This window comes from Kitasatospora sp. NPDC040550, from assembly GCF_055594965.1.
In genome coordinates, this window is sequence record NZ_JBVIWC010000024.1 from 9,636 (window position 1) to 35,699 (window position 26,064).

Here is a 26,064-nt window from a genome sequence, read left to right on the forward strand (position 1 = left end):
TTTTTTTTGGGGGGCTTGTTGCTGCCTGACCCCCCCCCCCCCCCCCCCCTCCCCCCCCCCCCCCCCCCCCCCCCCCCCCCCTTCCCCCCCCCCCTGCCGGTCGGCCGGTTTGCTGGCGGACCGGCCCGGGAACCCGGTAGGGTCACCGAGCGTTGCGAACAGTGACCGGACGGCGACATGCTGCTGAGCGTGCGCCGGAGCACCGGCTGTGCGCCGCTCCGGATCGGGTCCCGACGGAGCGATGTGCCGGGCGAGGGGGTGCGGCTAGCATGACCGGGGTAGCGGTGGGCAGTACGCGAGTGCCCGCACCGGGCGGCAGGCAGGCGACAGGAGGGCGAGCCCCGATGCAGAAGGCGAAGATCCTCCTGGTCGACGACCGGCCGGAGAACCTGCTGGCGCTGGAGGCGATCCTCTCCGCCCTGGACCAGACGCTGGTCCGCGCCGCCTCCGGCGAGGAGGCGCTCAAGGCGCTGCTGACGGACGACTTCGCGGTGATCCTGCTGGACGTCCAGATGCCCGGGATGGACGGCTTCGAGACGGCCGCCCACATCAAGCGCCGCGAGCGCACCCGGGACATCCCGATCATCTTCCTGACCGCGATCAACCACGGCCCGCACCACACCTTCCGCGGCTACGCGGCCGGTGCGGTGGACTACATCTCCAAGCCCTTCGACCCGTGGGTGCTGCGCGCCAAGGTCTCGGTCTTCGTCGACCTGTACGTCAAGAACTGCCAGTTGAAGGAGCAGGCCGCGCTGCTGCGGCTGCAGCTGGAGGCGGGCGGCGGCGAGCCGGCCCTCGGCGGGGCGCTGCTCGGCGAGCTGTCCGCGCGGCTGGCGGCGGTCGAGGAGCAGGCGGAGGCGCTGGGCAAGCAGTTGGACGGGGCCGAGGACGCCGGGGTGGCCGCCACCGCGGCGCACCTGGAGCGCAAGCTCGCCGGACTGCGCCGGGCCCTCGACGCGATGCGCCCCGGTACGCCGTAGGTCGACCCCCGGATGTTCACTCTTCCGGGTGGTTTGCTGCTGCGCCCGGGTGAAACCTGGTCAGCGTGACGGTGTGTCTGCGACACGTCCCGTCGCCCGGGCTCGGCCGCGTGGGCACTGGTCCCCTGCCCCGGTAGGCTGCTGACCCATGGCCACTCGTACGCCCGGAAACGCCGCACGCAAACCGAGTCCGGGACCGTCCAAGAAGGCCGCGGCCAAGGCCCCGGGCAAGCCGCCCGCCAAGAAGGCGGCCACCCGCCGGGCCCCCGCGAAGAGGACGGCGGCCAAGTCGGCCCCGCCGCCCCCGCCGCGCCGGGGGCTCGTGATGGGCGCCCTCAACGCCCTCGCCAGCCCGATCGCCGCGATCTTCCGCGGCTTCGGCGACGGCGCCAAGAACCTCCACCCGGACCACCGCAAGGACGGCATCGGCCTGCTGCTGTTCGCGCTGGCGCTGGTGGTCGCGGCCGGCACCTGGTTCAGCTCGGAGGGCTGGCTGAACGGGGCGGCCACCGCCGTGGTGTCCGGGCTGTTCGGGCGACTCGACGTGCTGGTGCCGTTCCTGCTGGCCGCGATCGCCATCCGGCTCTGGCGCCACCCGGAGCTGCCGGAGGCCAACGGCCGGATCGTGATCGGGCTGAGCACCCTGCTGATCGGCATCCTCGGCCTGGTCCACATCGGCTGCGGCGCTCCCACCATGGGCAGCGGCGCCTCCCGGATAAGGGCGGCGGGCGGGATCATCGGCTGGGCCGCCTCGACCCCGATGATGGCCGCCGCCGGTGCGGTGCTGGCCGTGCCGCTGCTCCTGCTGCTGGCCTTCTTCGGGCTGCTGGTGGTCACCGCGACCCCGGTCAACCGGATCGGCGAGCGGGTGCGCGGGCTGGGGATAAGGCTCGGCGTGGTCGAGCCGGGGCCCGAGGACCAGCTGCGCTGGGGGCGCACGCCGGAGCACGAGCCGTCCACCGATCCGCCGGAGGACGCCGACCCCGAGGCGCTGCCGTACACCGTCGACACCGACGGTGACGGCCCCCTCGACGAGGTGGGCGCCCGGCGGCGCCGCCGCCGGCGCAAGCAGTCCGTCGAGGACGACGAGGGGCAGCCGGAGGCCGTCCGCCGCATCTCCCTGGACAAGGAGCCACTGGACCAGGAGCCGCTGGACCCGTACGCCACCCGCGACCTGGCCGCCGGCGCCGCCGCCGACCTGGACGGCGCCCTGGTCTACGGGGTGCCCGCCTCCTCGGCGGTGGCGGACATGATGCACCAGGTCAAGGACCTCACCGCAGCGCCGGAGGAGCCCGCCGTCCCGGCCGCCCGCAGCGGCGGCCCGGGGGCACCCGCGGAGCACGGCCCCGCCCCGGTGCGGATGGAGCAGCTCCAGCTCGGCGAGGGGATCACCTACGCGCTGCCCTCGCTCGACCTGCTGGAGCGCGGCGGCCCGGCCAAGGCCCGCAGCGCCCTCAACGACGAGGTGGTGGCCCAGCTCACCGGCACCTTCGCCGAGTTCAAGGTGGACGCGAAGGTCACCGGCTTCACCCGCGGCCCGACGGTCACCCGTTACGAGGTCGAGCTCGGCCCGGCCGTCAAGGTGGAGCGGATCACCGCGCTCGCCAAGAACATCGCGTACGCGGTGGCCAGCCCGGACGTGCGGATCATCAGCCCGATCCCGGGCAAGTCCGCGGTCGGCATCGAGATCCCCAACCGGGACCGCGAGATGGTCAACCTCGGCGACCTGCTGCGCTCGCGCACGGCCGCCGAGGACACCCATCCGATGGTCGTCGGCATGGGCAAGGACGTCGAGGGCCACACCGTGATGGCCAACCTCGCCAAGATGCCGCACATCCTGGTGGCCGGCGCCACCGGCGCGGGCAAGTCCTCCTGCATCAACTGCCTGATCACCTCGATCCTCGCCCGGGCCACCCCGGACGAGGTGCGGATGGTGCTGGTCGACCCCAAGCGGGTCGAGCTGACCGCGTACGAGGGCATCCCGCACCTGATCACGCCGATCATCACCAACCCCAAGAAGGCCGCCGAGGCCCTCCAGTGGGTGGTGCGCGAGATGGACCTGCGCTACGACGACCTGGCGGCCTTCGGCTTCCGGCACGTGGACGACTTCAACGCGGCGGTGAAGGCCGGCAAGGTCACCCCGCCGCTGGGCAGCGAGCGGGAGCTGCGGCCGTACCCGTACCTGCTGGTGATCGTCGACGAGCTGGCCGACCTGATGATGGTCGCGCCGCGCGACGTCGAGGACTCGGTGGTCCGGATCACCCAGCTGGCCCGCGCGGCCGGCATCCACCTGGTGCTCGCCACCCAGCGGCCCTCGGTGGACGTCGTGACCGGCCTGATCAAGGCCAACGTGCCGTCCCGGCTGGCCTTCGCGACCTCCGCGATGGCCGACTCCCGGGTCATCCTGGACCAGCCCGGCGCGGAGAAGCTGATCGGCAAGGGCGACGCGCTGTTCCTCCCGATGGGTGCGAGCAAGCCGATCCGCATGCAGGGCGCCTTCGTCACGGAGGCGGAGATCGCCAGGGTGGTGCAGCACTGCAAGGACCAGCTGTCCGCCGTCTACCGGGACGACGTGACGGTCGGGGGCGGGCCCAGGAAGGAGATCGACGAGGAGATCGGCGACGACCTGGACCTGTTGATCCAGGCGGCCGAGCTGGTGGTCTCCACCCAGTTCGGCTCGACCTCGATGCTCCAGCGCAAGCTCCGGGTCGGCTTCGCCAAGGCGGGCCGGCTGATGGACCTGATGGAGTCGCGCGGGATCGTCGGCCCGAGCGAGGGCTCCAAGGCCCGCGACGTGCTGGTGAAGCCGGACGAGCTGGACGGCGTGCTGGTCACCCTGCGGGGCTGAGCCGGGCCGCCGGGCTGCGCCGGCCGCGGGGCTGAGCCGGGGCCCGGGACCGGCCCCGCAGGGCTGACGGGGCGTGCCCTCCGGGTGGGTTCACTCGTTCGGAGGAGGGTAGGCGCGGTACGGGGAACCGAATGTGCGTACGCGGCGTCACTGGCCGGAAAGCGCACTCCGGGTTCCCCGGCCCGCCCTCGCTGACGACCGTTCAGCGGGGGGCCGGCGCCCGGCCGGGGCGGGCACGCGCATTCGGTCCCGTTCCGCTTGAGAAACGATCCGCCCGCGCCCCTAGACTGTTCTCCAGCAGGTGGCCATCCGCTCGAAAGGCGTGCCCCGTGACCATCGGCAAGTCCTCCGACCGCGAGAACGCCCCGTCATCCGTCGAGCCGACCGACGACGTGGTGCAGGCGGCCGATGCCCCGAGCATCGGCCGGGTGCTGTCCGCCGCCCGTCTCGAGGCGGGACTCACGGTGGACCAGGTGAGTACCGCCACCCGTGTCCGGGTGCCGATCGTCCATGCCATCGAGGAGGACGACTTCGACCGCTGCGGCGGCGACTTCTACGCCCGCGGGCACATCCGCGCGATCGCCCAGGCGGTCGGCGCGGACGGCGAGGCCCTGGTCGCCCGCTACGACGCCGCGCACGGCGGCTCACCGGCCTCCAAGCGCCCCGCCACCCAGCTGATGGACAGCGGCCCGATCAAGGTGCCCGGCCGCAGCCGGCCGAACTGGGCGGCCGCCATGGTCGCCGCGATCGTCGCGGTGGTCGCGCTGATCGGCTTCAACCTGGTCAGCGGCAAGAGCGGCCACGGCACCACCGGCTCGGCCAGCGCGCCGCTGCCCAGCGGTTCCGGCACCGGCTCGGTCGCCCCGGCCACGCCGACCGTCCAGCCGCCGGCGCCCGCGCCGAGCGCCGCCGCGATCGCCGCCGTCCCGGCCGACAAGGTCACCGTGAAGCTGGTCGCCGAGGGCACCAGCTGGGTCTCCGCGACGGACGGCAGCGGCAAGTCGCTGTTCCAGAACAACATCAGCGACGGCCAGGACCAGACCTTCACCGACCCCAAGCAGATCAAGCTGGTGCTCGGCAACGGCGGGGCCGTGCACGCGTACGTCAACGGCAAGGACCTCGGTGTCCTCGGCAAGGACGGCCAGGTGGTGCACGTCACGTACACCCCCGGCGACCCGCAGGCGGGCTGACCACAGGGCCCGCCGAGGGCCGTCGATGATCAGCTGATCCGTGGCACGCGGCCTCCGGGGCGAACGGCACCGGAGGCCGCGCGTTAATCTTGGCCCTATGCCTGAACGCCGCACTGTCGCCCTTGTCACGCTCGGATGCGCCCGCAACGAGGTGGACTCCGAGGAACTCGCCGGGCGACTGGAAGCCGACGGCTGGTTGCTCGTCGACGATGCCGCCGAGGCCGATGTCGCCGTCGTCAACACCTGCGGCTTCGTCGAAGCCGCCAAGAAGGACTCCGTCGACGCCCTGCTGGAGGCCAACGACCTCAAGGGGCACGGCCGCACCCAGGCCGTCGTCGCGGTCGGCTGCATGGCCGAGCGGTACGGCAAGGAGCTCGCCGACGCGCTGCCGGAGGCCGACGGGGTGCTCGGCTTCGACGACTACTCCGACATCTCCGACCGCCTGCAGACCATCCTCTCCGGCGGCCACCACGCCCCGCACATCCCGCGCGACCGCCGCAAGCTGCTGCCGATCAGCCCGGCCGAGCGGCAGTCCGCCGCCGAGTCCGTCGCGCTGCCCGGCCACGGCGCCGAGGCCGCCGCCGAGCCGATCAGCGACCTGCCCGACGGCCTCGCCCCGGCCTCCGGCCCGCGCACCCTGCGCAAGCGGCTGGACGACAGCCCGGTCGCCTCGGTCAAGCTCGCCTCCGGCTGCGACCGGCGCTGCTCCTTCTGCGCCATCCCCGCCTTCCGCGGCTCCTTCATCTCCCGCCGCCCCTCCGACGTCCTGCAGGAGGCCCAGTGGCTGGCCGGGCAGGGCGTCCGCGAGATCGTCCTGGTCAGCGAGAACAACACCTCGTACGGCAAGGACCTCGGCGACATCCGGCTGCTGGAGACCCTGCTCGGCGAGATCTCCGCGATCGAGGGCGTCGAGCGGGTGCGGGTCTCCTACCTGCAGCCGGCCGAGATGCGCCCCGGCCTGATCGACGCGATGACCGGCACCGCCGACGTGCTGCCCTACTTCGACCTGTCCTTCCAGCACTCGGCGCCCGCCGTGCTGCGCCGGATGCGCCGCTTCGGCTCCACCGACCAGTTCCTCCAGCTGCTCGGGACCATCCGGGACAAGGCCCCGCAGGCCGGCGCCCGGTCCAACTTCATCGTCGGCTTCCCCGGTGAGACCGAGGAGGACTTCGCCGAGCTGGAGCGCTTCGTCACCCACGCCGGGCTGGACGCGATCGGCGTCTTCGGCTACTCCGACGAGGACGGCACCGAGGCGGCCACCTACGACGGCAAGCTGCCCGAGGACGTCGTCGCCGACCGGCTGGCCCGGCTGAGCCGGCTCGCCGAGGAGATGACCGCCCAGCGGGCCGAGCAGCGGATCGGCACCGAGGTCGAGGTGCTGATCGAGTCGATCGAGGACGGCGTGGTCGAGGGCCGCTCCGCCCACCAGGCGCCCGAGACGGACGGCCTGACCACCCTGCACGGCGTCGAGGACCCGCGGGTCGGGCAGTTCTGGCGGGCCACCGTGGTGGCCAGCGAGGGCGTCGACCTGATCGCCGAGGCGCTGGAACAGGTGCGACGGCCCGCGACGTCGGGGGCCGAGGCTCCGGGAGCCGGGGAATGACCAAGGGGCCCGGGGCCCCGGCCGCGGCCCACCCGGGCAGACCGGCGGCCGCCGTTCCGCCGGCGCCGGGGGTCTGGAACATCGCCAACGTGCTCACCATGGTCCGGGTGCTGCTGGTCCCGGTCTTCGTGGCCCTGCTGTTCGCCGACGACGGGCACAACCCCAAGTGGCGCGCGGTCGCCTGGGCGGCGTTCGCGATCGCGATGATCACCGACCTGTTCGACGGTGAGATCGCCCGCCGCAAGGGCCTGGTCACCGACTTCGGCAAGATCGCCGACCCGATCGCCGACAAGGCGATCATGGGCTCGGCGCTGATCGGCCTCTCGGTGCTGGGCGACCTGCCCTGGTGGGTCACCGTGGTGATCCTGGCCCGCGAGCTCGGCATCACCCTGATGCGCTTCTGGGTGATCCGCTACGGCGTCATCCCGGCCAGCCGCGGCGGCAAGCTCAAGACGCTGACCCAGGGCACGGCGGTCGGCATGTACGTGCTGCCGCTGACCGGCTGGCTGGCCACCGGGCGGGCCGTCCTGATGGCCGCGGCGGTGCTGCTGACCGTCGGCACCGCGCTGGACTACATCGGCCAGGCGCTGCGCCTGCGCCGCGAGGGCATGACCGCGGAGCACGCGGACCGCTAGCGGACGGAGGGGGCCGGGGTGACGGACCACGAGCTGTACGGGCTGGCCGAGCGGGCGCACGCGGCGCTGCGGGCCGAGGGCGGCACGCTGGCCGTCGCCGAGTCGCTGACCGGTGGGCTGCTCGCCGCCGCCCTGGTGGACGTCCCCGGGGCGTCCGCGACCTTCCGCGGGTCGGTCACCGCGTACGCGACCGAGGTGAAGGCCTCGGTGCTCGGTGTGGACGAGGGCCTGTTGGACGTGTACGGTCCGGTCCACCCGGTGGTGGCCCGGCAGATGGCCGAGGGCGTACGCGGGTTGCTGGGGGCCACCTACGGGCTCGCGACGACCGGCGTGGCCGGTCCGGAGCCGCAGGACGGGCAGCCGGTGGGCACGGTACACCTGGCGGTCGCCGGCCCGGGGGGAACTCTGGTCAGTTCGCCCCTGCTGTCGGGCGCCCGTGCCACAATCCGTCACGGCGCGGTGACCGCCGCGCTGGAGCTGCTCGTCGGCCGGCTCGCTCGATGACGGGGCCCGCGGACGGATCTCCACCCAACCGAGATCTGCCGAACCGGCGCGCGGGGTATGACACAGCTGGAGGATCGTGTTACATCCAACGGCCTGGTTGGGCAGAAACCAGGTGGCGAACGAGTTGCGTGACGGTGGCCGGGCGGGCCGAGGCGGGTACCACGAGGGGCCCGCGAACCCGGGTAGGACACCGGCACGAGGAGGGGGACGGCCTTGCAGCCCAGAGTGAACACGACCAGGGTCCCCGCACGCGAAGCGGGCAAGGCGGTACGGTGGGGGCGTGACATCTCGATCCGCAGTCCGAGGAGGGAGGCACCGATGATCCTGCTCCGTCGCCTACTGGGCGATGTACTGCGTCGGCAGCGCCAGCGCCAGGGCCGCACACTCCGCGAGGTGTCGGCGGCCGCCAGGGTTTCGCTCGGATACCTCTCCGAGGTCGAGCGGGGACAGAAGGAGGCCTCCTCGGAGCTGCTCTCCGCCATCTGCGACGCACTCGACGTCCGGATGTCCGAGGTCATGCGCGAGGTCAGCGACGAACTGTCGCTCGCCGAACTTGCGGCGATGGCCACCCTCTCCGAAGGTGATCTGCTGAGGCCGGTACTCGAACCGGTTCCGCTGCCCGCCCCCGGCGCCGACCGGGCGAACATGTCGCCCAAGGCCGCCGCGATGGACGTGGTCGCTGCCTGACCCGGCCTCGCACCTCCCGGGTGCCCGTCCCACGACGGGCCCGAGGAACCCCGGGGCGAGCGGAGGAGGGCGGTCGTGCGGAGACTCGCGACGGTGTGCGCGGTGGCCCGAATACGGCTGCGGCGCCTGGTGCCCTGGCCGGCCCGTTGGGTCCTGGTGGCACTCGCGGGCGGGCTCGCCTGGTGGCTGGTGGCCGTCCGTGGGCAGCTCGCCGACGGCGCGGTGCTCGGCCTGCTGGCGGCCGGCGGCTGGGGACTCGGTCTGATCCCGGTCCATGCCGACCGGAACGCGACCGGACCGGCCCGGCGCCCGAGCGGGCGCGAGGAGGCAGTCGGCCGAGTGGAGGCGCCGCCTCCGCCGATCGGGTGAACAGACGTGACCGGAGGCCGCGGGGTCGTTGACTCCGCGGCCTCCGCGCTCTCCGGTTCCGGGCGGACCCTGGCTAGGGGCGCAGCCGGAGCCCGCGGGTGGTCGCGTGGAAGCCGGCCTCCTCCAGGGCGCGGCCGAGCTCGGAGCCCAGGGCCGGCCCGCCGTTGGCCCGCTCGACCGTGACGCTGCCGAGCGCGCCCGCGCGGACCGCCCCCGCGAGTGCCCCGGTGGCCAGGGCCAGGGTCGCGTCGTCCTCCGGCCAGGCCAGCAGCGACTTGCCGCCCCGCTCCACGTACAGCGCGAGCTCACCGTCCACCAGGACCACCAGGGCGCCCGCCTTGCGGCCCGGGCGGTGCGCCTTGGCGTCCGCGGCCCCCGCGGCGGCGGGCGGCTCGGGCCAGGGCAGCGCGGCGCCGTAGGCGTTCGCCGGATCGGCGGCGGCCAGCACCAGCAGCTGCGGCGGCTCGGCGGCCGGTGCGGCCGGCCACTCGGTGGCCCGGGCCCGCTCCAGCCGGCTGTTGACCGAGCGCAGCCGGTCGGCCGCGCCCTCCATGGCGAACTGGGCACCGCCCAGGCCCTCGACGAAGTACCCCCGGCGGGCCCGGCCGCGCTCCTCCATCGCGGCGAGCACCCGGTACACCCCGGCGAAGCCGCCGGGCACCCGTTCGGCGGCCACCGTGCCGCGGGTCAGCAGACCGTGCCGGTCCAGCAGGCTCTGCGCCCGGGCCGTCGCCCGGACGGTCGGATCGCCGGCGAAGGAGGGCAGCAGGGACCAGCGCCCGGCCACCGTCGGCGGGCCGCTGCGCAGTGCTCCGCCCTCCCGGCCGAAGGCGCGGCCGGCGCCGCCGTAGCGGCCGCGCGGGGTCGCCCGGGGGGCGCGGTGGGCGGTCGCGCCCGCCGTCCGGCCGGAACCGAGCAGGGCGCGCAGCGGGGCCAGGGTGTCGTTGCTGACGTAACCGGCCCAGACCAAGTCCCAGAGGGCCGTCACGACCTCGGGCTCCGGGGTCTCCTCCGGGAGCTGCTGGACGAGCTGGCGGAAGAACAGGCCGTAGCCGCCCGCCAGGGCCCGCAGCAGGGCGCTGTGCAGCGGGGTGAGCGCGGGCGGGACGGGCTCCGGGCGCAGCAGGTGGGCGTTCTCGGCCAGGTGCAGGCTGAGCCAGCCGTCCTTGCCGGGCAGTGCGCCGACGCCGCACCAGCCGATCTCGCCGGCTGCCGTCAGCTCGTCCAGCAGCCCGGGGGAGTAGTCGGCGAGCCGGGCCGGGAGGATCAGCTTCTCCAGGGCGGAGGCGGGCAGGGCGGTGCCCTGGAGCTGTTCGACCACCCGGAGCAGGCCGTCCGGGCCGCGCAGCCGGTGGCCGGCCAGGTGCTGCCACTGCGGGAGGAAGGCGGCCAGCGCGCGCGGCGGGACGGGCTCCACCTCCTGGCGCAGCGCGGCCAGCGAACGGCGGCGCAGCCGGCGCAGCACCTCGGCGTCGCACCACTCGGCGGTGGCGGTGTGGCTCTCGGCGGGCCGGAAGGCGCCCTGGACCAGCCGGCCGGCGGCGGTCAGCCGTTGCAGGGTGCCGGTGACGACGGCGGTGCCGAGGCCGTAGCGGGCGGCGGCCTCGGCGGCGGTGAACGGGCCGTGGGTGCGGGCGTGCCGGGCCAGCAGGTCGCCCAGCGGGTCCTTGACCGGCTCGGTGAAGGCCTCGGGGACGCCCACCGGCAGCGGGGTGCCCAGGGCGTCGCGCAGCCGTCCGGCGTCCTCGATCGCGGCCCAGCGCTGCTCGCCGGCGATCCGGACCTGGATCACCCGGCGGGCGGCCTCCAGCTCCAGGGGCCAGAGCGGCTCGGCACCGCGCGCCGTCAACTCGGCCTCGGAGAGCGGGCCGAGCAGGCGCAGCGCGTCGGCGACGCCCTCGGCGTCCCTGATCCGGCGCTCGGGGGTGAGGCGTTGGAGCTCGGCCTCCAGCTCGGCGAGCACCTGCGGGTCGAGCAGCTCGCTCAGCTCGGCCTGGCCGAGCAGCTCCGACAGCAGCCGGGAGTCCAGCGACAGGGCGGCGGCCCGGCGTTCGGCGAGCGGGGAGTCGCCCTCGTAGAGGAACTGGGCGACGTAGCCGAACAGCAGGGAGCGGGCGAAGGGGGAGGGCTCGGGGGTGGTGACCTCGACCAGGCGGACGGCGCGGGATTCGAGGTCCGCCATCAGCTCGACCAGGCCGGGGACGTCGAAGACGTCCTGGAGGCACTCCCGGACCGCCTCCAGGACGATCGGGAACGAGCCGTACTCCGAGGCGACTTCGAGCAGTTGGGCGGCGCGCTGGCGCTGCTGCCACAGCGGCGTGCGGCGGCCCGGGCTGCGGCGGGGGAGCAGCAGGGCGCGGCCGGCGCACTCGCGGAAGCGGGAGGCGAACAGGGCGGAGCCGCCGACCTGCTCGGTGACCAGCTGCTCGATCTCGTCCGGCTCGAACAGGGCGGCGTCGGCGCCGACCGGGGCCTCGTCGGAACCCGCCTGTTCCGAGGGGCCGCTGAAATCGAAGTCGGGGGAGAGCAGGTCGGCGTCGGGCAGGCGGAGCACGATGCCGTCGTCGGCGTGCATGACCTGCGGGTCCAGGCCGTGCTTCTCGCGCAGCCGGGCGCCGAGGGCGAGCGCCCAGGGGGCGTGCACCTGGGCGCCGAAGGGGGAGTGGATGACGATCCGCCAGTCACCCAGTTCGTCCCGGAAGCGCTCGACCACGATGGTGCGGTCGTCGGGGAGGTGGCCGCAGGCCTTCCGCTGCTCGGCGAGGTAGTCCAGCAGGTTGGCGGCCGCCCAGTCGTCCAGGCCGGCCCGCTTGAGGCGCGCGGTGGCGGCCTCGGGCGCGAGCGCGCCCAGCTCGCGGGTGAACGCGCCCAGGGCGCGGCCGAGTTCGAGCGGGCGGCCGAGGGTGTCGCCCTTCCAGAACGGGAGCCGGCCGGGGACGCCGGGGGCGGGGGTGACCAGCACCTTGTCGTGGGTGATCTCCTCGATCCGCCAGGAGGTGGTGCCGAGGGTGAAGACGTCGCCGACCCGGGACTCGTAGACCATCTCCTCGTCGAGTTCTCCGACCCGGCCGCCGCCCTTCTTCTGCCCGGCCGCCGAATCGGACCCGGTCGAGCCGGCGATGAAGACCCCGAACAGGCCGCGGTCGGGGATGGTGCCGCCGGAGGTGACGGCCAGGCGTTGGGCGCCGGGGCGGCCGGTGACCGTGCCGGCGACGCGGTCCCAGACCAGGCGGGGGCGCAACTCGGCGAAGGCGTCCGAGGGGTAGCGGCCGGCCAGCATGTCCAGCACGGCGTCGAAGGCGGACTGCGGGAGGGTGGCGAAGGGCGCGGCGCGGCGGACCACGGTGAGCAGCTCGTCCACCGGCCAGGTGTCCAGGGCCGTCATCGCGACCAACTGCTGGGCCAGCACGTCCAGCGGGTTGCGCGGGATCCGCAGCGCCTCGATCCGGCCCTCCCGCATCCGCTCGGTGACCACGGCGGACTGCACCAGGTCGCCCCGGTACTTGGGGAAGAACACGCCGGTGGAGACGGCGCCGACCTGGTGCCCGGCCCGGCCGACCCGTTGCAGGCCGGAGGCGACCGAGGGCGGGGACTCGACCTGGACGACGAGTTCCACCGCGCCCATGTCGATCCCCAGCTCCAGGCTGGAGGTGGCGACCACGGCGGGCAGCCGGCCGGCCTTCAACTCCTCCTCGACCAGGGAGCGCTGCTCCTTGGAGACCGAGCCGTGATGGGCCCGGGCGATGACCGGGGGCACGCCCCGGGCGGCGCCCGAGCCGCCCATCAGCGCGGCCGGGGCGTGCGCCTCGGGGGCGGCGGCGCCGGTGGCGCGCTCGTACGCGATCTCGTTCAGCCGGTTGCACAGGCGCTCCGCCAGGCGGCGGGAGTTGGCGAAGACGATGGTCGAGCGGTGCGCCTCGACCAGGTCGACGATCCGCTCCTCGACGTGCGGCCAGATCGAGGCCTGGCGCTGCGGGTCGGAGTCGGCGGCGCCGCCGGTGGCCGGAGCCGCGGGCAGGTCGTCCAGGTCGGGGACCGGGACGACCACCGAGAGGGCGAACTCCTTGGCGGAGGGCGGCTGGACCACGACCGCGCCGCGCTGCGGACTGAGGAAGCGGGCCACCTCCTCGACCGGGCGGACCGTCGCGGACAGGCCGATCCGGCGGGCCGGGCGGTCCAGCAGCTCGTCCAGCCGCTCCAGGGTGAGGGCCAGATGGGCGCCGCGCTTGGTGCCGGCGACCGCGTGCACCTCGTCCAGGATCACCGTGTCCACCCCGCGCAGGGCCTCCCGGGCGGCCGAGGTGAGCAGCAGGAACAGCGACTCGGGGGTGGTGATCAGGATGTCCGGCGGGTGGGTGGCGAAGCGGCGGCGGTCCGCGGCCGGGGTGTCGCCGGAGCGGATCGCGACCTGGACCTCGGGCTCGGGCAGGCCCAGCCGCACGGCGGCCTGGCGCAGGCCGGTCAGCGGGGCGCGCAGGTTCCGCTCGACGTCCACCGCGAGGGCCTTGAGCGGGGAGACGTAGAGCACCCGGCAGCGGCGCTTGGGCTCGGCGGGGGGCGGGGTGCTGCTCAGGCGGTCGAGGGCGGCGAGGAAGGCGGCGAGCGTCTTGCCGGAGCCGGTGGGGGCGACCACCAGGACGTCGGTCTCCCGCTGGATGGCCTGCCAGGCCTGGGACTGGGCGGCGGTGGGGGCGGAGAAGGCGCCGGTGAACCAGGCCCGGGTGGCGGGGGCGAAGCCGGCCAGCGGGTCCGCGGGGTCGCCGGGGGTGGTGGGGTCGCCGGGTGGGGTCGGGTGCGGGGGCGCCATGCCCCCATGGTGCCGGGTGGGGCTGACAAGTGGGGTGTTGGTGGGGCGTTACGGGGTGAGTGCCGGGGGTGGGTGTAGCTGCGGGGGCGGGAATGATGATCCGCTCATATGGTGAGAAATCGGGCGCGTGATCAATCCGTGACCGAGACCGGACCGATGAGCGGAGGGCGTGGGGATGGCACAGGCGCACCGGTCCGGGGCCGTTCACGGGGGTCGGCGCCCGGGGGGCCGTCGGCGCAGGGTCTGCGGGCCCACCAGGGTGCTGCTCGCGATGCTGCTCACGGCGCTGGTGCTCGGCGGTGCCGTGCCGTACGGCTCCGGGCCCGGACGCGCGTACCTCAGCTATCTGGTGCTGGCCCGGCAGGACGACGCGGCCGGTGCCGCCCTGGCCGGGGCGGAGAGCCGGGCGGCGGGCGGGCAGGTGGTGCAGGAGTACCCGCAGATCGGGGCGGTGCTGGCGTACGCGACCGGCGGCTTCGCGGACCGGGTGCGGGCCCGGCCCGGGATCGCGGCGGTCGGGGCCACCCGGACGGCGCCGGTGGTGGGGCCGCCGCGGGCGGTGGACGGGGCGGGGGACTTCGCGGCGGGGGATGCCGTGGCCAGGGGCGTCGGTGCTGTCGGTGCTGTTGGGGCTGCTGGGCGCGGCACGGCCGGAGGCGGGGGGTGGGGTGTCCGGGGGTCGGAGGGGCGGGACGGTGGGACGGCGACGGTTCCGGACCCGGCGGAGGGCGCGGCGTGGAACCTGAGCATGGTGCACGCGGAACCGGGGCGGACCGGGGACGCCGCCGCAGCAGGCGCGCCGGGGGCCGAGGCGATGCGCAAGGTGCTGGTCGCCGTGCTGGACTCGGGCGTCGACGACACCCACCCGGACCTGCGGGCCGCCGTCGACCCCAAGGCCTCGGCCTCCTGCGCCGACGGACGCCCCGACTCCCGCACCGGCGCCTGGCGCCCCGACCCCGGGGTCGCGGAGAGCGGGCACGGCACCCACGTCGCCGGGATCATCGGCGCGGCCCACGACGGGCAGGGCGTCACCGGGGTCGCCCCCGGGGTGCGGATCGCCGCCGTCCGGCTGCTCGGGCCGCTCGGGCAGTACTACGCGGAGAACATCGTCTGCGGGATGCTCTGGGCGGCCGACCACGGGGCCAAGGCCGTCAACGACAGCTACTTCGCCGACCCGTGGAAGTACAACTGCCCCGAGGACCGGGACCAGGCGGCCCTGATCGCGGCCGTCGGACGGGCCGTCGCGTACGCCCAGCGCAAGGGGGCGGTGGTGGTGGCCTCGGCGGGCAACGACGGACAGGACCTCGGCGCCGCCCGGACCGACGAGCGCAGCCCCAACGACCGGGTCTCCGGGCCGGCCCTCATCCGCCACCTGGGCACCGAGTGCGTCCGCCTTCCCGGCGAGCTGCCCGGGGTCCTGACCGTCGCGGCCGTCAACCGGGACGGGCGGCCCTCCTCCTACACCAACTACGGGCGGGGCAGGGTTTCGCTGGCGGCCCCCGGGGGCGACCCGGACGGGGGGCCGCAGGGGGCGATCGTCTCGGACTGGCCGGGTGGGCAGTACGCGGCGCTGGCGGGGACCTCGATGGCGGCGGCGCACGTGACGGGGGCGGTGGCGGTGGCGGCGGCGCTGCACCCGGGGTTCGGGGCGGGGGAGCTGGCGGGCGTGGTGGCGGGGGCGGCGGCCGGGGCGGCGGGGTCGGCCGGGGGGTGTCCGGTGGGGGGTCGGGGGTGCGGGGACCGGCAGTACTTCGGGGTGGGGGTGGTGGTCGTACCGCGGTGAAGGCCGCCGCGCGGGGCCGGTGCGTGGCGGTGGTGCGTGGGGCTGGTGCGTGGGGGTGGGTGGGGCTGCGGGGGGTTCGGGATACTGGGGGGATGAGGCTGACCGAGTTCTGGCGACGGATGTACGCGCACTTCGGGGAGGGGTACGCGGAGTCGTTCGCGTCCGATCATGTGATGAGCGAGTTGGGCGGGCGGACGGTGCGCCAGGCGTTGGAGGCGGGGTGGGAGGCCAAGGACGTGTGGCGGGTGGTGTGTGAGACCCAGGGGGTTTCGGCGCAGTTGCGCTGACGGGCGGTGGGACAGACTGTCCGGGTGACTACGAGCGGAGAGCAGAAGGGCCGGGGCGAACCGGTGCGGGGTGTCGAGGGGGAGCGGTCGTGGGGCGGGATGCCGCCCTGGTTGCCGCGGGCGATGGTGCTGTTCCTGGTGCTGGTGGGGTTGTTCCAGCTCGCGGACTGGGCGTTCCGGCAGTTGATCGACCTGTTCGTGATGCTGCTGGTGGCGTTCTTCCTGTCGTTGGCGCTGGAGCCGGCGGTGGACCGGATGGCGGCACGGGGGGTGCGCCGGGGGGTGGGCACCTTCCTGGTGTTCGTCGCGGTCGGGGTCGCGGTGGTGGGCTTCCTGGCGGCGCTGGGCACCTTGCTGGTGGACCAGGTGGCGAAGATCGCGGGGGACCTGCCGCACCTGGTGGACAACCTGATCGGCTGGGTCAACCGGACGTTCCACCAGGAGCTGTCGCTGGGGGAGCTGCAGAAGCGGCTGTTGAAGGACTCGGGGACGCTGGAGAACTACGTCCAGCAGGCCGCCGACAACGTCTGGGGGGTGTCCTCCACCCTGCTCGGGGGGCTGTTCCAGGCCTTCACGGTGGGGCTGTTCACGTTCTACTTCACCGCCGAGGGGCCGCGGGTCCGCCGGACGGTCTGTTCGCTGCTGCCGCCCGCCAAGCAGGCCGAGGTGCTGCGGGCCTGGGAGATCGCGTTGGCCAAGACCGGCGGGTACCTGTACTCGCGGGCGGTGCTGGCGGTGGTGTCGGCGGCCGGGCACTGGGTGATGTTCGCGCTGATCGACCTGCCGTACTCGGCGGCGCTGGCGATCTGGGTGGGCGTCATGTCGCAGTTCGTGCCGACCATCGGGACGTACCTGGCGGGTGCGCTGCCGGTGCTGGTGGCGCTCACCGTGGAGCCGGTGGACGCGCTGTGGGTGCTGATCTTCACGGTGGTCTACCAGCAGGTCGAGAACTACGTGCTGCACCCGAGGATCACCGCCCGGACGGTGGACGTGCACCCGGCGGTGGCCTTCGGGGCGGTGATCGCCGGGGCGGCGCTGCTGGGGGCGGTGGGCGCGCTGATCGCGATCCCGGCGGCGGCGACCCTGCAGGGCTTCGTCGGGACGTACGTGCGGCGGTACGAGGTGGCCACCGACCCGCGGATCGACCGGGGGGAGCAGCGGCGGGCCCGGCGGGAGCTGCGCCGGGAGGCGGCGCGGCGGCTGCGGCGGATGGTCGGCGGCGACGGGGGATGACGGTCGGCGGGGCGGGTGGTCGGGAGGGATCCGGCTGCTCGCCCCGCGGCGTGTTCGGGTGGCCGTGGGGGCTTGAATCGAACAGATGTTCTTTTGTACTCTCCGGCGTGGAGTTTTCCACAGGGCGAGCCGGGTGGGGCTCGTTTGTCAGTGGGACGCGCTAGCGTCGAGGACGATGAAGCGCACAGCACAGAACCCGAGGGAAAAAGCCATGGCAGGTACGGACAAGGAGAAGGCCCTCGAGGCCGCGCTCGCCCAGATCGAGCGACAGTTCGGCAAGGGCTCGGTGATGCGCCTCGGCGAGAAGGCGAACGAGCCGGTCGAGGTGATCTCCACCGGGTCGACGGCCCTGGACGTCGCCCTCGGTGTCGGCGGCATCCCGCGCGGCCGGGTGGTCGAGATCTACGGCCCCGAGTCCTCCGGTAAGACGACCCTGACGCTGCACCTGGCCGCCAACGCCCAGCGGGCCGGCGGCACGGTCGCCTTCGTCGACGCGGAGCACGCGCTCGACCCGGAGTACGCCAAGAAGCTCGGCGTGGACACCGACGCCCTGCTGGTCAGCCAGCCGGACACCGGTGAGCAGGCCCTGGAGATCACCGACATGCTGATCCGCTCCGGCGCGATCGACCTGGTGATCATCGACTCGGTCGCGGCCCTCGTCCCGCGCGCCGAGATCGAGGGCGAGATGGGCGACTCGCACGTCGGTCTGCAGGCCCGTCTGATGAGCCAGGCGCTGCGCAAGATCGCCGGTGCGCTGAACCAGTCGAACACCACCGCGATCTTCATCAACCAGCTGCGCGAGAAGATCGGCGTCATGTTCGGCTCGCCGGAGACCACGACCGGTGGCCGGGCGCTGAAGTTCTACGCCTCGGTCCGGCTGGACATCCGCCGCATCGAGACCCTCAAGGACGGCACCGAGGCGGTCGGCAACCGGACCCGCGTCAAGGTCGTCAAGAACAAGGTCGCCGCGCCGTTCAAGCAGGCCGAGTTCGACATCCTCTACGGCATCGGCATCAGCCGCGAGGGCGGCCTGATCGACATGGGCGTCGAGCACGGCTTCATCCGCAAGTCCGGCGCCTGGTACACCTACGAGGGCGACCAGCTCGGCCAGGGCAAGGAGAACGCCCGCAACTTCCTGCGGGACAACCCGCAGCTCGCCGACGAGATCGAGCGGAAGATCAAGGGCAAGCTCGGCATCGGCCCGAAGACCGAGGAGCCGGCCGAGGGCGAGCCGGAGACCGTCGCCGCCGACGGCGCGGCCAAGCCGATCACCGCGACCGCCGCCAAGACGGCCGCGGCGAAGAAGACGGCGGCTGCCAAGGCCTGAGCCGTTGATGCAGTACGACATGGTGGGCGGCGGCCCGGCGGATCCCGAGGACGACGACTTCGGCCCGCCGGACTGGTTCGCCGCGGTCGCCGAGGAACCGGCGCCGGAGCCGGAGCCGGAGCAGCGACCGTCGGTGACCCGGTCGCGGGCGCGCGCGGCCACCGAACAGTGGGCATCCGGCCGCGAGCCGGAGTTCGACCGGGCTCCGGTCCGGGCGGTGCGCGGCGCGGCGTCCGGCCCGGAGCCGGCGGAGCCCTCGGTCGAGGCGCTCGGTCTGGTCGCCGCCTCCGAGCTGCCCACCGGCCGGCGTCGGCGCCGCTCGGCGTTGGCGGCCGAGGAGCCGGGTGCCGGCGGGTGGCGCGAGGCCGGGGCGGCCGGTCACGGGGGTGCGGCCGCCCCGCCCGCCCGCCCGCGCCGGGCCCGGCGCGGCGAGCGCTCCGACGAGGGCCTGCCGGCGGAGGAGAAGGGCACCGCCCGCGGCTCCCGCAAGCGGGCCGAGGAGCAGACCGATCCGGAGACCCGGGCCCGGGACATCTGCCTGCGGCTGCTCACCGGCGCCGCCAAGAGCCGCAAGCAACTCGCCGACGCGCTGCGCAAGCGGGAGATCCCGGAGGACGTCGCCGAGCAGGTGCTCACCCGGCTGGAAGAGGTCGGGCTGATCGACGACGCGGCCTTCGCCGCGGCCTGGGTGGAGTCCCGGCACGCCGTCCGGGGCTTGTCCCGGCGGGCGCTGGCCCAGGAGCTGCGCACCAAGGGCGTCGCCGCCGACCTGGTCGAGCAGGCCCTCGTCCAGGTCGACCACGACGACGAGACGGACGCGGCCCGGGCGCTGGTCGAGCGCAAGCTGCGGTCCACCCGCGGCTTGGACCCTCAGGTCCGCACCCGGCGGCTGGTCGGCGTGCTGGCCCGGCGCGGCTACTCCGAGGGCCTGGCCTTCCGGGTGGTGCGTGCCGCGCTGGAGGAGGAGGCGGACGCGGAGCCGTCGGGGCCCGAGTGGAAGTAGTGGCAGTTCGGTAGCTTTCTTGGTCCGGACCAGGCCGAGTCTTGACCCTTTCGTGACCCGCACCTAGCCTCGCACGCATGAGGATCTCGGCGGGCACCGCTACCGGTGGCTCCCTGGTGCCGATCGTCGGGTCGGCCGTCGCCGTCCTGCTGGTGATCGCGGTGCTGGTCGTTCTGGTGTTCAGGCGCTCACAGGCCGCCCGGCGGCGGGCGCTGGCCGAGGCCGAACATCGGCGGGCCGAACTCGCCCGGCGCGAGGAGGACTTGGCCCAGGAGCTCCGCCGGCTGCGCCAGCGCGAGGACGAACTGGCCGCGCGCTCGGCCGCGTTGGAGCGCTCCCGGGGCGAGGTCGAGGCGCTCGCGGCCCGCCGGGCGGCGGCCCTGGAGCACGCCGCCGGGCTCTCCGCCGAGCAGGCGCACGCCCAACTGCTGCGCGAGGCCGAGGAGTCGGCCCGGCGGGAGGCGGCCGTCACGGTCCGGGAGATCGAGCGCGGGGCCAAGGAGGAGGGCGAGCACCGGGCCCGGTCCATCCTGGCCGGGGCGATCCAGCGGCTGGCCTCGGAGCAGACCGCGGAGACCGCCGTCACCGTCTTCCGGCTGCCGGGCGAGGAGATGAAGGGCCGGATCATCGGCCGCGAGGGCCGCAACATCCGCGCCTTCGAGGCGGTCACCGGCGTCAACCTGATCATCGACGACACCCCGGCCTCGGTGCAGCTCTCCTGCTTCGACCCGGTCCGCCGGGAGGCCGCCCGGCTCACCCTGGAGCAGCTGGTCGAGGACGGCCGGATCCAGCCGAGCCGGATCGAGCACGTCCACGAGCGCAGCCGGGCGGAGGTCGAGCAGCGCTGCGTCCGGGCCGGCGAGGACGCCCTGCTGGACGCCCGGATCGGCGGACTGCACCCCGAACTCGTCCGCACCCTGGGCTCCCTGCGCTACCGCGCCTCCTACGGGCAGAACGTGCTCGGCCACCTGCTGGAGTCCGCGCACCTGGCCGGGATGATGGCCGCCGAGCTGGGGGTGGACCCGGAGCCGGTGCGCCGGGCGGCGCTGCTGCACGACATCGGCAAGGCGCTCACCCACGAGGTCGAGGGCAGCCACGCGGCGGTCGGCGCGGACTTCGCCCGGCGGCACGGGGAGTCCCCCGAGGTGGTGCACGCGATCGCGGCCCACCACGGCGAGGTGGAGCCCCGTACGGTGACCGCCGTGCTGACCCAGGCCGCGGACGCCTGCTCGGGCGGGCGGCCGGGGGCGCGCAAGGAGTCGCTGGAGCTGTACGTGCGGCGGCTGGCCCGGCTGGAGGAGATCGCGCGTTCGCACGCCGGGGTGGCCGAGGTGTACGCGATGCAGGCCGGGCGCGAGGTGCGGGTGATGGTCCGGCCGGACACGGTGGACGACCTCGGGGCGGAGCTGATCGCCCGGGAGGTGGCCCGGCAGGTCTCGGCGGAGCTGACCTACCCGGGCCAGATCCGGGTGACGGTGGTGCGGGAGAGCCGGGCCACGGCGGTGGCGGGTTAGCTCGCCGAGTCGACCTGTTGGGGTTCGGGCTCCGGCGCGGTCTCCGGCGCGCTCTCGGACTCGGGCTCCGGCTCGGGCGGACCGGCGATCGGGGCCGGGCCGCCGCGGGCGCGGTCGGCGAGGGCCAGGAGGTCCTCGGAGGCGGCGCCCTGGGTGACGCCGACCAGGTGCCCGTCCGGCCGGATCAGCAGGACGGTGTGCGGCCCGGCGCCCGGGTACTCCTCGGTGACCAGCACCTCGGCGGGCACCGGCAGCGCGGCGGCGACCTCGGCGAGCCGGGGCATCAGGCCGGCGCCCAGCCAGTGCTCGGCCGACCAGACGGCGGTGCCGGGGGCGACCAGCAGCAGCAGGAAGGTGACGCCCAGCCGGGCGTGCAGATGGTCCGGGGTGCCGTCGGCGGCCAGCACCGGGAGGTCCGGGACGAGTACGCCGGGGGCGGTGGCGGGCAGCAGTTCGCTGAGCGAGGTGGTGCCGCGGGCACCGCGCTGGACCGGGACCCTCCCGGGGATGCCGGAGGGCGCCGCCGGGTAGGCGGGCGCGCCGCCGAAGCGGCCGCTGCCCAGCTGGCCGTCGGCGAGCATCGGGGCGTGCTTGCGGAAGCCGCCGACCAGCAGCGAGCGGCGGGTCTGCTGCCAGCCGCGCAGCGGGCGCAGCAGCGGCATCGCCTGGTCGACGGCGCGCAGCCGGGCGCCGACCGCGCCGCGCCGTTCGGCCTCGTAGCCGTCCAGCAGCGAGCCGCCGGGCTGGGGGCCGCCGGAGTGGAGGTGCCAGGCGAGGGCGAGCCGCCAGGCGAGGTTGTCGGCGTCGCGCAGCCCGTCGGCGAGGTTCTGCATGCCGAGGGCGCCGTGCAGGTGGGCGGCGTCGCCGGCGAGGAAGCAGCGGCCGTTGCGGAAGCGGGCGGCGAGGCGCTGCTGGGCGGTGTGGTCGGCGGCGGCGAGCAGCTCGTAGCGGGGGAGTTCGCCGCACCAGCCGGTGAGGGTGGCGGTGACCCGGGTGAGCAGGGTGTCGCCGGTGACGATGCCGGGCCAGGTGGCGTGCGGGTCGACCTGTTCGGTGGGGGCGGGGCGGCCGGGGGGCAGGCGCCAGTCGATCCGCCAGACGCCGTCGGGCAGCGGGCGGGCGGTGGCCTCGCGGTCGCCGCGCCACGGGGGTTCGCGGTGCAGCCGGGCGCCGTCGAAGGGCAGGTCGACCCGGACGGTGGCGATGGCGTTGCGGTCGACCGCGGGGCGGCCGGGGAACCGGATCTTCAACAGCTTGCGGACGGCGGACCGGGCGCCGTCGCAGCCGACCAGGTGGCTGCCGCGCCACCAGGTGCTGGAGCCGTCCTGGGTGCCGTGGGTGCGGACGCTGACCCCGTCGCGGTCCTGTTCGAGTTCGACCACCCGGTTCAGCGGGACCAGCCGGACCAGTGGGGTGCCGGTCAGGGCGTCCCGCAGGCCGCGCTGGAGGCGGTGCTGGGGGAGGTGGAAGGTGGGCGAGTCGGTGAGGTCGATCCGCAGCACCTCCTGACGGCGGCGCCAGACCTCGAAGGAGTCCCACAGGGCCGAGTCGGAGGCGGCCCGGGAGTAGCCGATCCGGGTGAGGAAGGCGGTGGAGTCGGCGCCGAGGACGACGCTGCGGGGGCCCTCCGGGCAGAGCCCGGAACCCTCGTCCAGGACGACGGTCGGCACCTCGTGCCGGGCCAGCGCGAGGGCCAGGGCCAGACCGACCGGTCCGGCCCCGACCACGATCACCGGATCCATGCGGGGACCTCCGGGGACGAACCGGCCCATGGGCCGGCGTCAGTTACCGCTGCCGCATATGCCGCGTGGATGCTCCCGGGAGGTGTCACGAAGAGCAATGCAACAGTTCGCCTGGGTGTCCGTCAAGCAGCAGATGAAGTGCGCCGGTTCGCGCCGCGACGGCCACGTGCTTCGATCCACCGCGCGAGCGCGGTCAACAGGAGGCACAGGACGATGTAGATCGGGGCGATCACCAGGACCACGGGGATGTAGGGGAAGCCCGCGGCGTTCATCGGCTGGCTGGCGATCTTCTTGCCCATGAACAGCAGCTCGTTGTACGTGATGATGTAGCCCAGCGAGGTGTCCTTGAGGGTGACGACCAGCTGGCCGATCATCGACGGCAGCATCGAGCGGACGGCCTGCGGCACCAGGATGCCGGACATCACCTGGGTCTTGCGCATCCCGAGGGCGTACGCCGCCTCGCCCTGGCCGCGCGGTACGGCGTTGACGCCGCTGCGGATGATCTCCGCCTGGACCGCGCCGTTGTACAGGGTGAGGCCGAGGACCAGGGCCCACATCGGGTCCTTGGCGAAGAACGCGTAGTAGAGCGCGACGATCAGGATCAGCAGCGGCATCGCCCGGAAGAACTGGACGATCGAGGTGCAGGTCCAGCGGACCGGCTTGTGGTCGGACAGCTGTCCGGCGGCCAGCAGCGCGCCCAGGCTGAGCGAGAGGGCGGCCGCCAGGCCGAAGGCCTTGAGGGTGGACAGCAGGCCGTCCACGATCATCTGCTGGACGAAGGTGTACTGGAACGGGTCCCACAGGTCGGCGTCGAACTGGCCGTTGTCGGCGAGCGCGGAGACCACGTACCAGAGCAGGCCGGCGATGCCGATCGCCCCGAGGACGCCGAACAGGCGGTAGCGGGCCCGGGCCCGGGGGCCGGGGGTGTCGTAGAGGACACTCGCCGACGCCTGGCGCTGGAAGAAACTCATCGGGCCACCGCCAGTCGGGATTCCAGGAAGCGGAAGAACGAGGCGACCGTCGCGCTGATCAGCAGGTAGGCGCAGGCCACCCAGAAGAAGATCGCGAAGATCGAGTAGCCGCGCTCGGAGAAGGTCTGCTGGGCGCTGTACAGCTCGCCGACGCTGAACGCGCCGGCGATCGCCGAGTTCCTCGGCAGCGCGATGAACACGCTGCTCATCGGGGCCAGCACGGTCCGGGTGGCCTGCGGCAGGACGACCAGGGTGAGGGTCTGGAAGAAGTTCATGCCGAGGCTGCGGGCGGCCTCCGCCTGGCCGAGCGGCACGGTGTTGATGCCGGAGCGGATCACCTCGCAGACGAACGAGGCGGTGTACCCGCCGAGCGCCAGCACCGCGAAGGTGAGGTGGCTGAAATGCACGCCCAGCGGCGGCAGGCCGAAGGTGACGGCGAAGAACAGCAGGGTCAGCGGGGTGTTGCGGAACAGCGTCACCCAGGTCGTGCCGAAGGCGCGCAGGACCGGCACCGGGGAGACCCGGAAGGCCGCCAGCAGGGTGCCCAGCAGCAGGGCGAGCAGGGCGCTGAGCGCGCTCAGCTCGATCGTCTGCAGGAAGCCGTCGCGGAACAACGCGAAGTTGTCCTGCTCGAACAGGAACCCCATCCGGCGGCCCTCCTCTCACAGATGGTCGGATCGGTTGGTCGGGGCCGGTCCCCCGGGGGACCGGGGGAGGATCAGTAGCGGTCGAGGGTGGGGACGGCGGGCGCGGCCGAGCCGGACGCACCGAGGGTGGCGTCGTAGGCCTTCTTCCAGTCGCCGTTGTCCTCGTGGGCCTTGAGGGCGTCGCTGATCGCGTCCCGCAGTGCCTTGTCGTCCTTGTTCAGGCCGACGCCGTAGTTCTCCTTGGTGAAGGGCTTGCCGACGACCTTGAGCTTGGGGGCGTACTTGGAGGCGTAGCCGTTGAGGATCGCGTCGTCGGTGGTGACCGCGTCGACCTCGCCGGAGAGCAGCTTCTCGACGCAGGCCGAGTAGGTGTCGAACTGGGTGATCTTCGGGTTGTACTGCTGGATGTTCTTGATCGAGGTCGAGCCGGTGGCGGTGCAGACGTTCTTGCCGCTGATGCTCTCCGGGCCGGTGATCGAGGTGTTGTCCTTCTTCACCAGGAAGTCCTGGCCGGCGATGTAGTACGGGCCGGCGAAGGAGACCGTCTTCTTGCGCTCGTCGTTGATGCTGTAGGTGCCGACGTAGAAGTCGATCTGGCCCTTGGCGATGGCCGGCTCGCGCTGCGAGGAGACCAGGGTCTGCCACTTGATCTGCTGCGGGGTGAAGCCGAGGTCGGCGGCGACCATCTTGGCGATCTCGATGTCGAAGCCGCTGCGGTCGCCGCTGGCGACGTCCTCCCAGCCGAGGTTCGGCTGGTCGGCCTTGGCGCCGATGATCAGCTGGCCGCGCTTCTTGGCCTCGGCCAGGACCGGGGAGTCGACCTTGACGTCGGTCTTGACCGTGTAGGTCGGCAGCGCCGGGGCGTTGCTGGCGCTCGCCGCGTTGGAGGAGGAGGCGGGGGTGCCGTCCTTGCCGCAGGCGGCGGTGGCGGTGAGCGCGACGGCACAGAGCGCCACGGCGAGGGTGCGGGAAGTCCTCATGAGGGTTGATCTCCTGGGGCTGGGCCACGGCGTCGACCGGGCTCTGGCGTCTGGAAGTTGGTACACGTGCGGGGTCGGCCGGCGTCCTTGCCGGCGGCGGCCCCGGTGGTCTCGGAGACGGTCCTGGACGGCCCCGGCCGGTTCCGGCCGGGGGTCGGGCGTCAGTGGTGGAGGATCTTGGAGAGGAAGTCCTTGGCGCGGTCGGAGCGCGGCGCGGTGAAGAAGGCGTCCGGGGTGTTCTGCTCGACGATCTTCCCGTCGGCCATGAACAGCACCCGGTTGGCGGCGGAGCGGGCGAAGCCCATCTCGTGGGTGACCACGACCATGGTCATGCCGTCGGCGGCCAGCTGGCGCATGACCTCCAGCACCTCGTTGACCATCTCCGGGTCGAGCGCCGAGGTCGGCTCGTCGAAGAGCATCACCTTCGGCTTCATCGCCAGCGCCCGGGCGATCGCCACGCGCTGCTGCTGGCCGCCGGAGAGCTGGGCCGGGAACTTGTCCGCCTGGGCGCCGACGCCGACCCGGTCGAGCAGCTCGCGGGCGGTCTTCTCGGCGTGCCCGCGGAGCACCTTGCGCACCTTGACCTGCGCCAGGACGACGTTCTCCAGCACGGTCTTGTGGGCGAACAGGTTGAAGCTCTGGAAGACCATGCCGACCTCGGCGCGCAGTCGCGCCAGCTCCCGGCCCTCGGCGGGCAGCGGGCGGCCGGACAGGGTGATCTCCCCGGAGTCGATGGTCTCCAGCCGGTTGATCGTCCGGCAGAGCGTGGACTTGCCCGACCCGGACGGGCCGATCAGCACCACGACCTCGCCCTGGCGGATCTCCAGATCGATGTCCTGGAGCACGTGCAGCGCGCCGTAGTGCTTGTTGACCTTGTTCAGCACGACCAGCGGGGCGGCTGCGGGGGTGGAGTCCTCGACCGGGCTCTCGGACATCGCGCCTGCTCCCTACTGT

20 protein-coding genes are annotated in these 26,064 nt (G+C 73.9%); 14 read left to right on the top strand and 6 right to left on the bottom strand.

Annotated elements, in window-relative coordinates; all coding sequences use genetic code 11:
- The first annotated feature begins 344 nt into the window (after nt 1–344).
- The 8 genes from ACZ58X_RS29865 (at nt 345) to ACZ58X_RS29900 (ending at nt 8,816) form a co-directional block, all read left to right on the top strand.
- Entirely contained in the window at nt 345–980 is a 636-nt protein-coding gene (locus tag ACZ58X_RS29865; RefSeq protein WP_360245486.1) for a response regulator, read from the top strand.
- A 148-nt stretch (nt 981–1,128) separates the two neighbouring features.
- A complete protein-coding gene (locus tag ACZ58X_RS29870; RefSeq protein WP_470336697.1) occupies nt 1,129–3,828 on the top strand; it encodes a DNA translocase FtsK in 2,700 nt (899 codons plus the stop codon).
- Between the two features lie 329 nt (nt 3,829–4,157).
- Entirely contained in the window at nt 4,158–5,018 is an 861-nt protein-coding gene (locus ACZ58X_RS29875) for a helix-turn-helix domain-containing protein (RefSeq protein WP_470336698.1), read from the top strand.
- 97 nt (nt 5,019–5,115) lie between these two features.
- Nucleotides 5,116–6,621 (top strand): 30S ribosomal protein S12 methylthiotransferase RimO, encoded by a 1,506-nt coding sequence (gene rimO, locus ACZ58X_RS29880; protein ID WP_470336699.1) that lies wholly within the window; start codon nt 5,116–5,118, stop codon nt 6,619–6,621.
- Complete coding sequence (pgsA, locus tag ACZ58X_RS29885) at nt 6,618–7,256, top strand: CDP-diacylglycerol--glycerol-3-phosphate 3-phosphatidyltransferase (RefSeq protein ID WP_470336700.1); 639 nt, start codon at nt 6,618–6,620, stop codon at nt 7,254–7,256. Before rimO ends, pgsA begins: the two co-directional genes overlap by 4 nt.
- Nucleotides 7,257–7,274: 18 nt before the next feature.
- Nucleotides 7,275–7,760 (top strand): CinA family protein, encoded by a 486-nt coding sequence (locus ACZ58X_RS29890; protein WP_375889416.1) that lies wholly within the window; start codon nt 7,275–7,277, stop codon nt 7,758–7,760.
- A gap of 318 nt (nt 7,761–8,078) precedes the next feature.
- Nucleotides 8,079–8,447 carry a helix-turn-helix domain-containing protein gene (locus tag ACZ58X_RS29895; protein ID WP_030290911.1) on the top strand — a complete coding sequence of 123 codons (369 nt, stop codon included), beginning with the start codon at nt 8,079–8,081 and terminating at the stop codon, nt 8,445–8,447.
- Nucleotides 8,448–8,522: 75 nt separating this feature from the next.
- Complete coding sequence (locus ACZ58X_RS29900; protein ID WP_470336701.1) at nt 8,523–8,816, top strand: hypothetical protein; 294 nt, start codon at nt 8,523–8,525, stop codon at nt 8,814–8,816.
- Between the two features lie 73 nt (nt 8,817–8,889).
- On the opposite strand, the gene ACZ58X_RS29905 is transcribed toward ACZ58X_RS29900, so the two are convergent.
- Nucleotides 8,890–13,623 (bottom strand): ATP-dependent helicase, encoded by a 4,734-nt coding sequence (locus ACZ58X_RS29905; RefSeq protein ID WP_470336702.1) that lies wholly within the window; start codon nt 13,621–13,623, stop codon nt 8,890–8,892.
- Between the two features lie 271 nt (nt 13,624–13,894).
- On the opposite strand from ACZ58X_RS29905, the gene ACZ58X_RS29910 reads away from it, so the two are divergent.
- From ACZ58X_RS29910 to rny, 6 genes are all read left to right on the top strand, one after another.
- A complete protein-coding gene (locus ACZ58X_RS29910; RefSeq protein ID WP_470336703.1) occupies nt 13,895–15,406 on the top strand; it encodes a S8 family serine peptidase in 1,512 nt (503 codons plus the stop codon).
- Between the two features lie 92 nt (nt 15,407–15,498).
- Nucleotides 15,499–15,693, top strand: a complete 195-nt coding sequence (locus ACZ58X_RS29915) for a DUF3046 domain-containing protein (protein WP_350507756.1) — start codon at nt 15,499–15,501, stop codon at nt 15,691–15,693.
- Between the two features lie 24 nt (nt 15,694–15,717).
- Nucleotides 15,718–16,926, top strand: a complete 1,209-nt coding sequence (locus ACZ58X_RS29920; protein WP_470336704.1) for an AI-2E family transporter — start codon at nt 15,718–15,720, stop codon at nt 16,924–16,926.
- A gap of 211 nt (nt 16,927–17,137) precedes the next feature.
- A complete protein-coding gene (gene recA / locus ACZ58X_RS29925) occupies nt 17,138–18,253 on the top strand; it encodes a recombinase RecA (protein ID WP_470336705.1) in 1,116 nt (371 codons plus the stop codon).
- A 7-nt stretch (nt 18,254–18,260) separates the two neighbouring features.
- Nucleotides 18,261–19,256 carry a regulatory protein RecX gene (locus tag ACZ58X_RS29930; RefSeq protein WP_470336706.1) on the top strand — a complete coding sequence of 332 codons (996 nt, stop codon included), beginning with the start codon at nt 18,261–18,263 and terminating at the stop codon, nt 19,254–19,256.
- A gap of 77 nt (nt 19,257–19,333) precedes the next feature.
- Complete coding sequence (gene rny, locus ACZ58X_RS29935; RefSeq protein ID WP_470336707.1) at nt 19,334–20,770, top strand: ribonuclease Y; 1,437 nt, start codon at nt 19,334–19,336, stop codon at nt 20,768–20,770.
- On the opposite strand, the gene ACZ58X_RS29940 is transcribed toward rny, so the two are convergent.
- The 5 genes from ACZ58X_RS29940 to ACZ58X_RS29960 form a co-directional block, all read right to left on the bottom strand.
- On the bottom strand, nt 20,767–22,512 hold the full coding sequence (locus ACZ58X_RS29940; RefSeq protein ID WP_470336708.1) for an FAD-dependent monooxygenase: 1,746 nt from the start codon (nt 22,510–22,512) through the stop codon (nt 20,767–20,769). The two genes, rny and ACZ58X_RS29940, sit on opposite strands and share 4 nt — an antisense overlap.
- 122 nt (nt 22,513–22,634) lie before the next feature.
- Nucleotides 22,635–23,483 (bottom strand): amino acid ABC transporter permease, encoded by an 849-nt coding sequence (locus ACZ58X_RS29945; protein ID WP_470336709.1) that lies wholly within the window; start codon nt 23,481–23,483, stop codon nt 22,635–22,637.
- Nucleotides 23,480–24,130 (bottom strand): amino acid ABC transporter permease, encoded by a 651-nt coding sequence (locus tag ACZ58X_RS29950; protein ID WP_470336710.1) that lies wholly within the window; start codon nt 24,128–24,130, stop codon nt 23,480–23,482. Before ACZ58X_RS29950 ends, ACZ58X_RS29945 begins: the two co-directional genes overlap by 4 nt.
- Nucleotides 24,131–24,201: 71 nt before the next feature.
- A complete protein-coding gene (locus ACZ58X_RS29955) occupies nt 24,202–25,110 on the bottom strand; it encodes a glutamate ABC transporter substrate-binding protein (protein ID WP_470336711.1) in 909 nt (302 codons plus the stop codon).
- Between the two features lie 161 nt (nt 25,111–25,271).
- Complete coding sequence (locus tag ACZ58X_RS29960) at nt 25,272–26,045, bottom strand: amino acid ABC transporter ATP-binding protein (RefSeq protein ID WP_360237471.1); 774 nt, start codon at nt 26,043–26,045, stop codon at nt 25,272–25,274.
- Between the last annotated feature and the right edge of the window lie 19 nt (nt 26,046–26,064).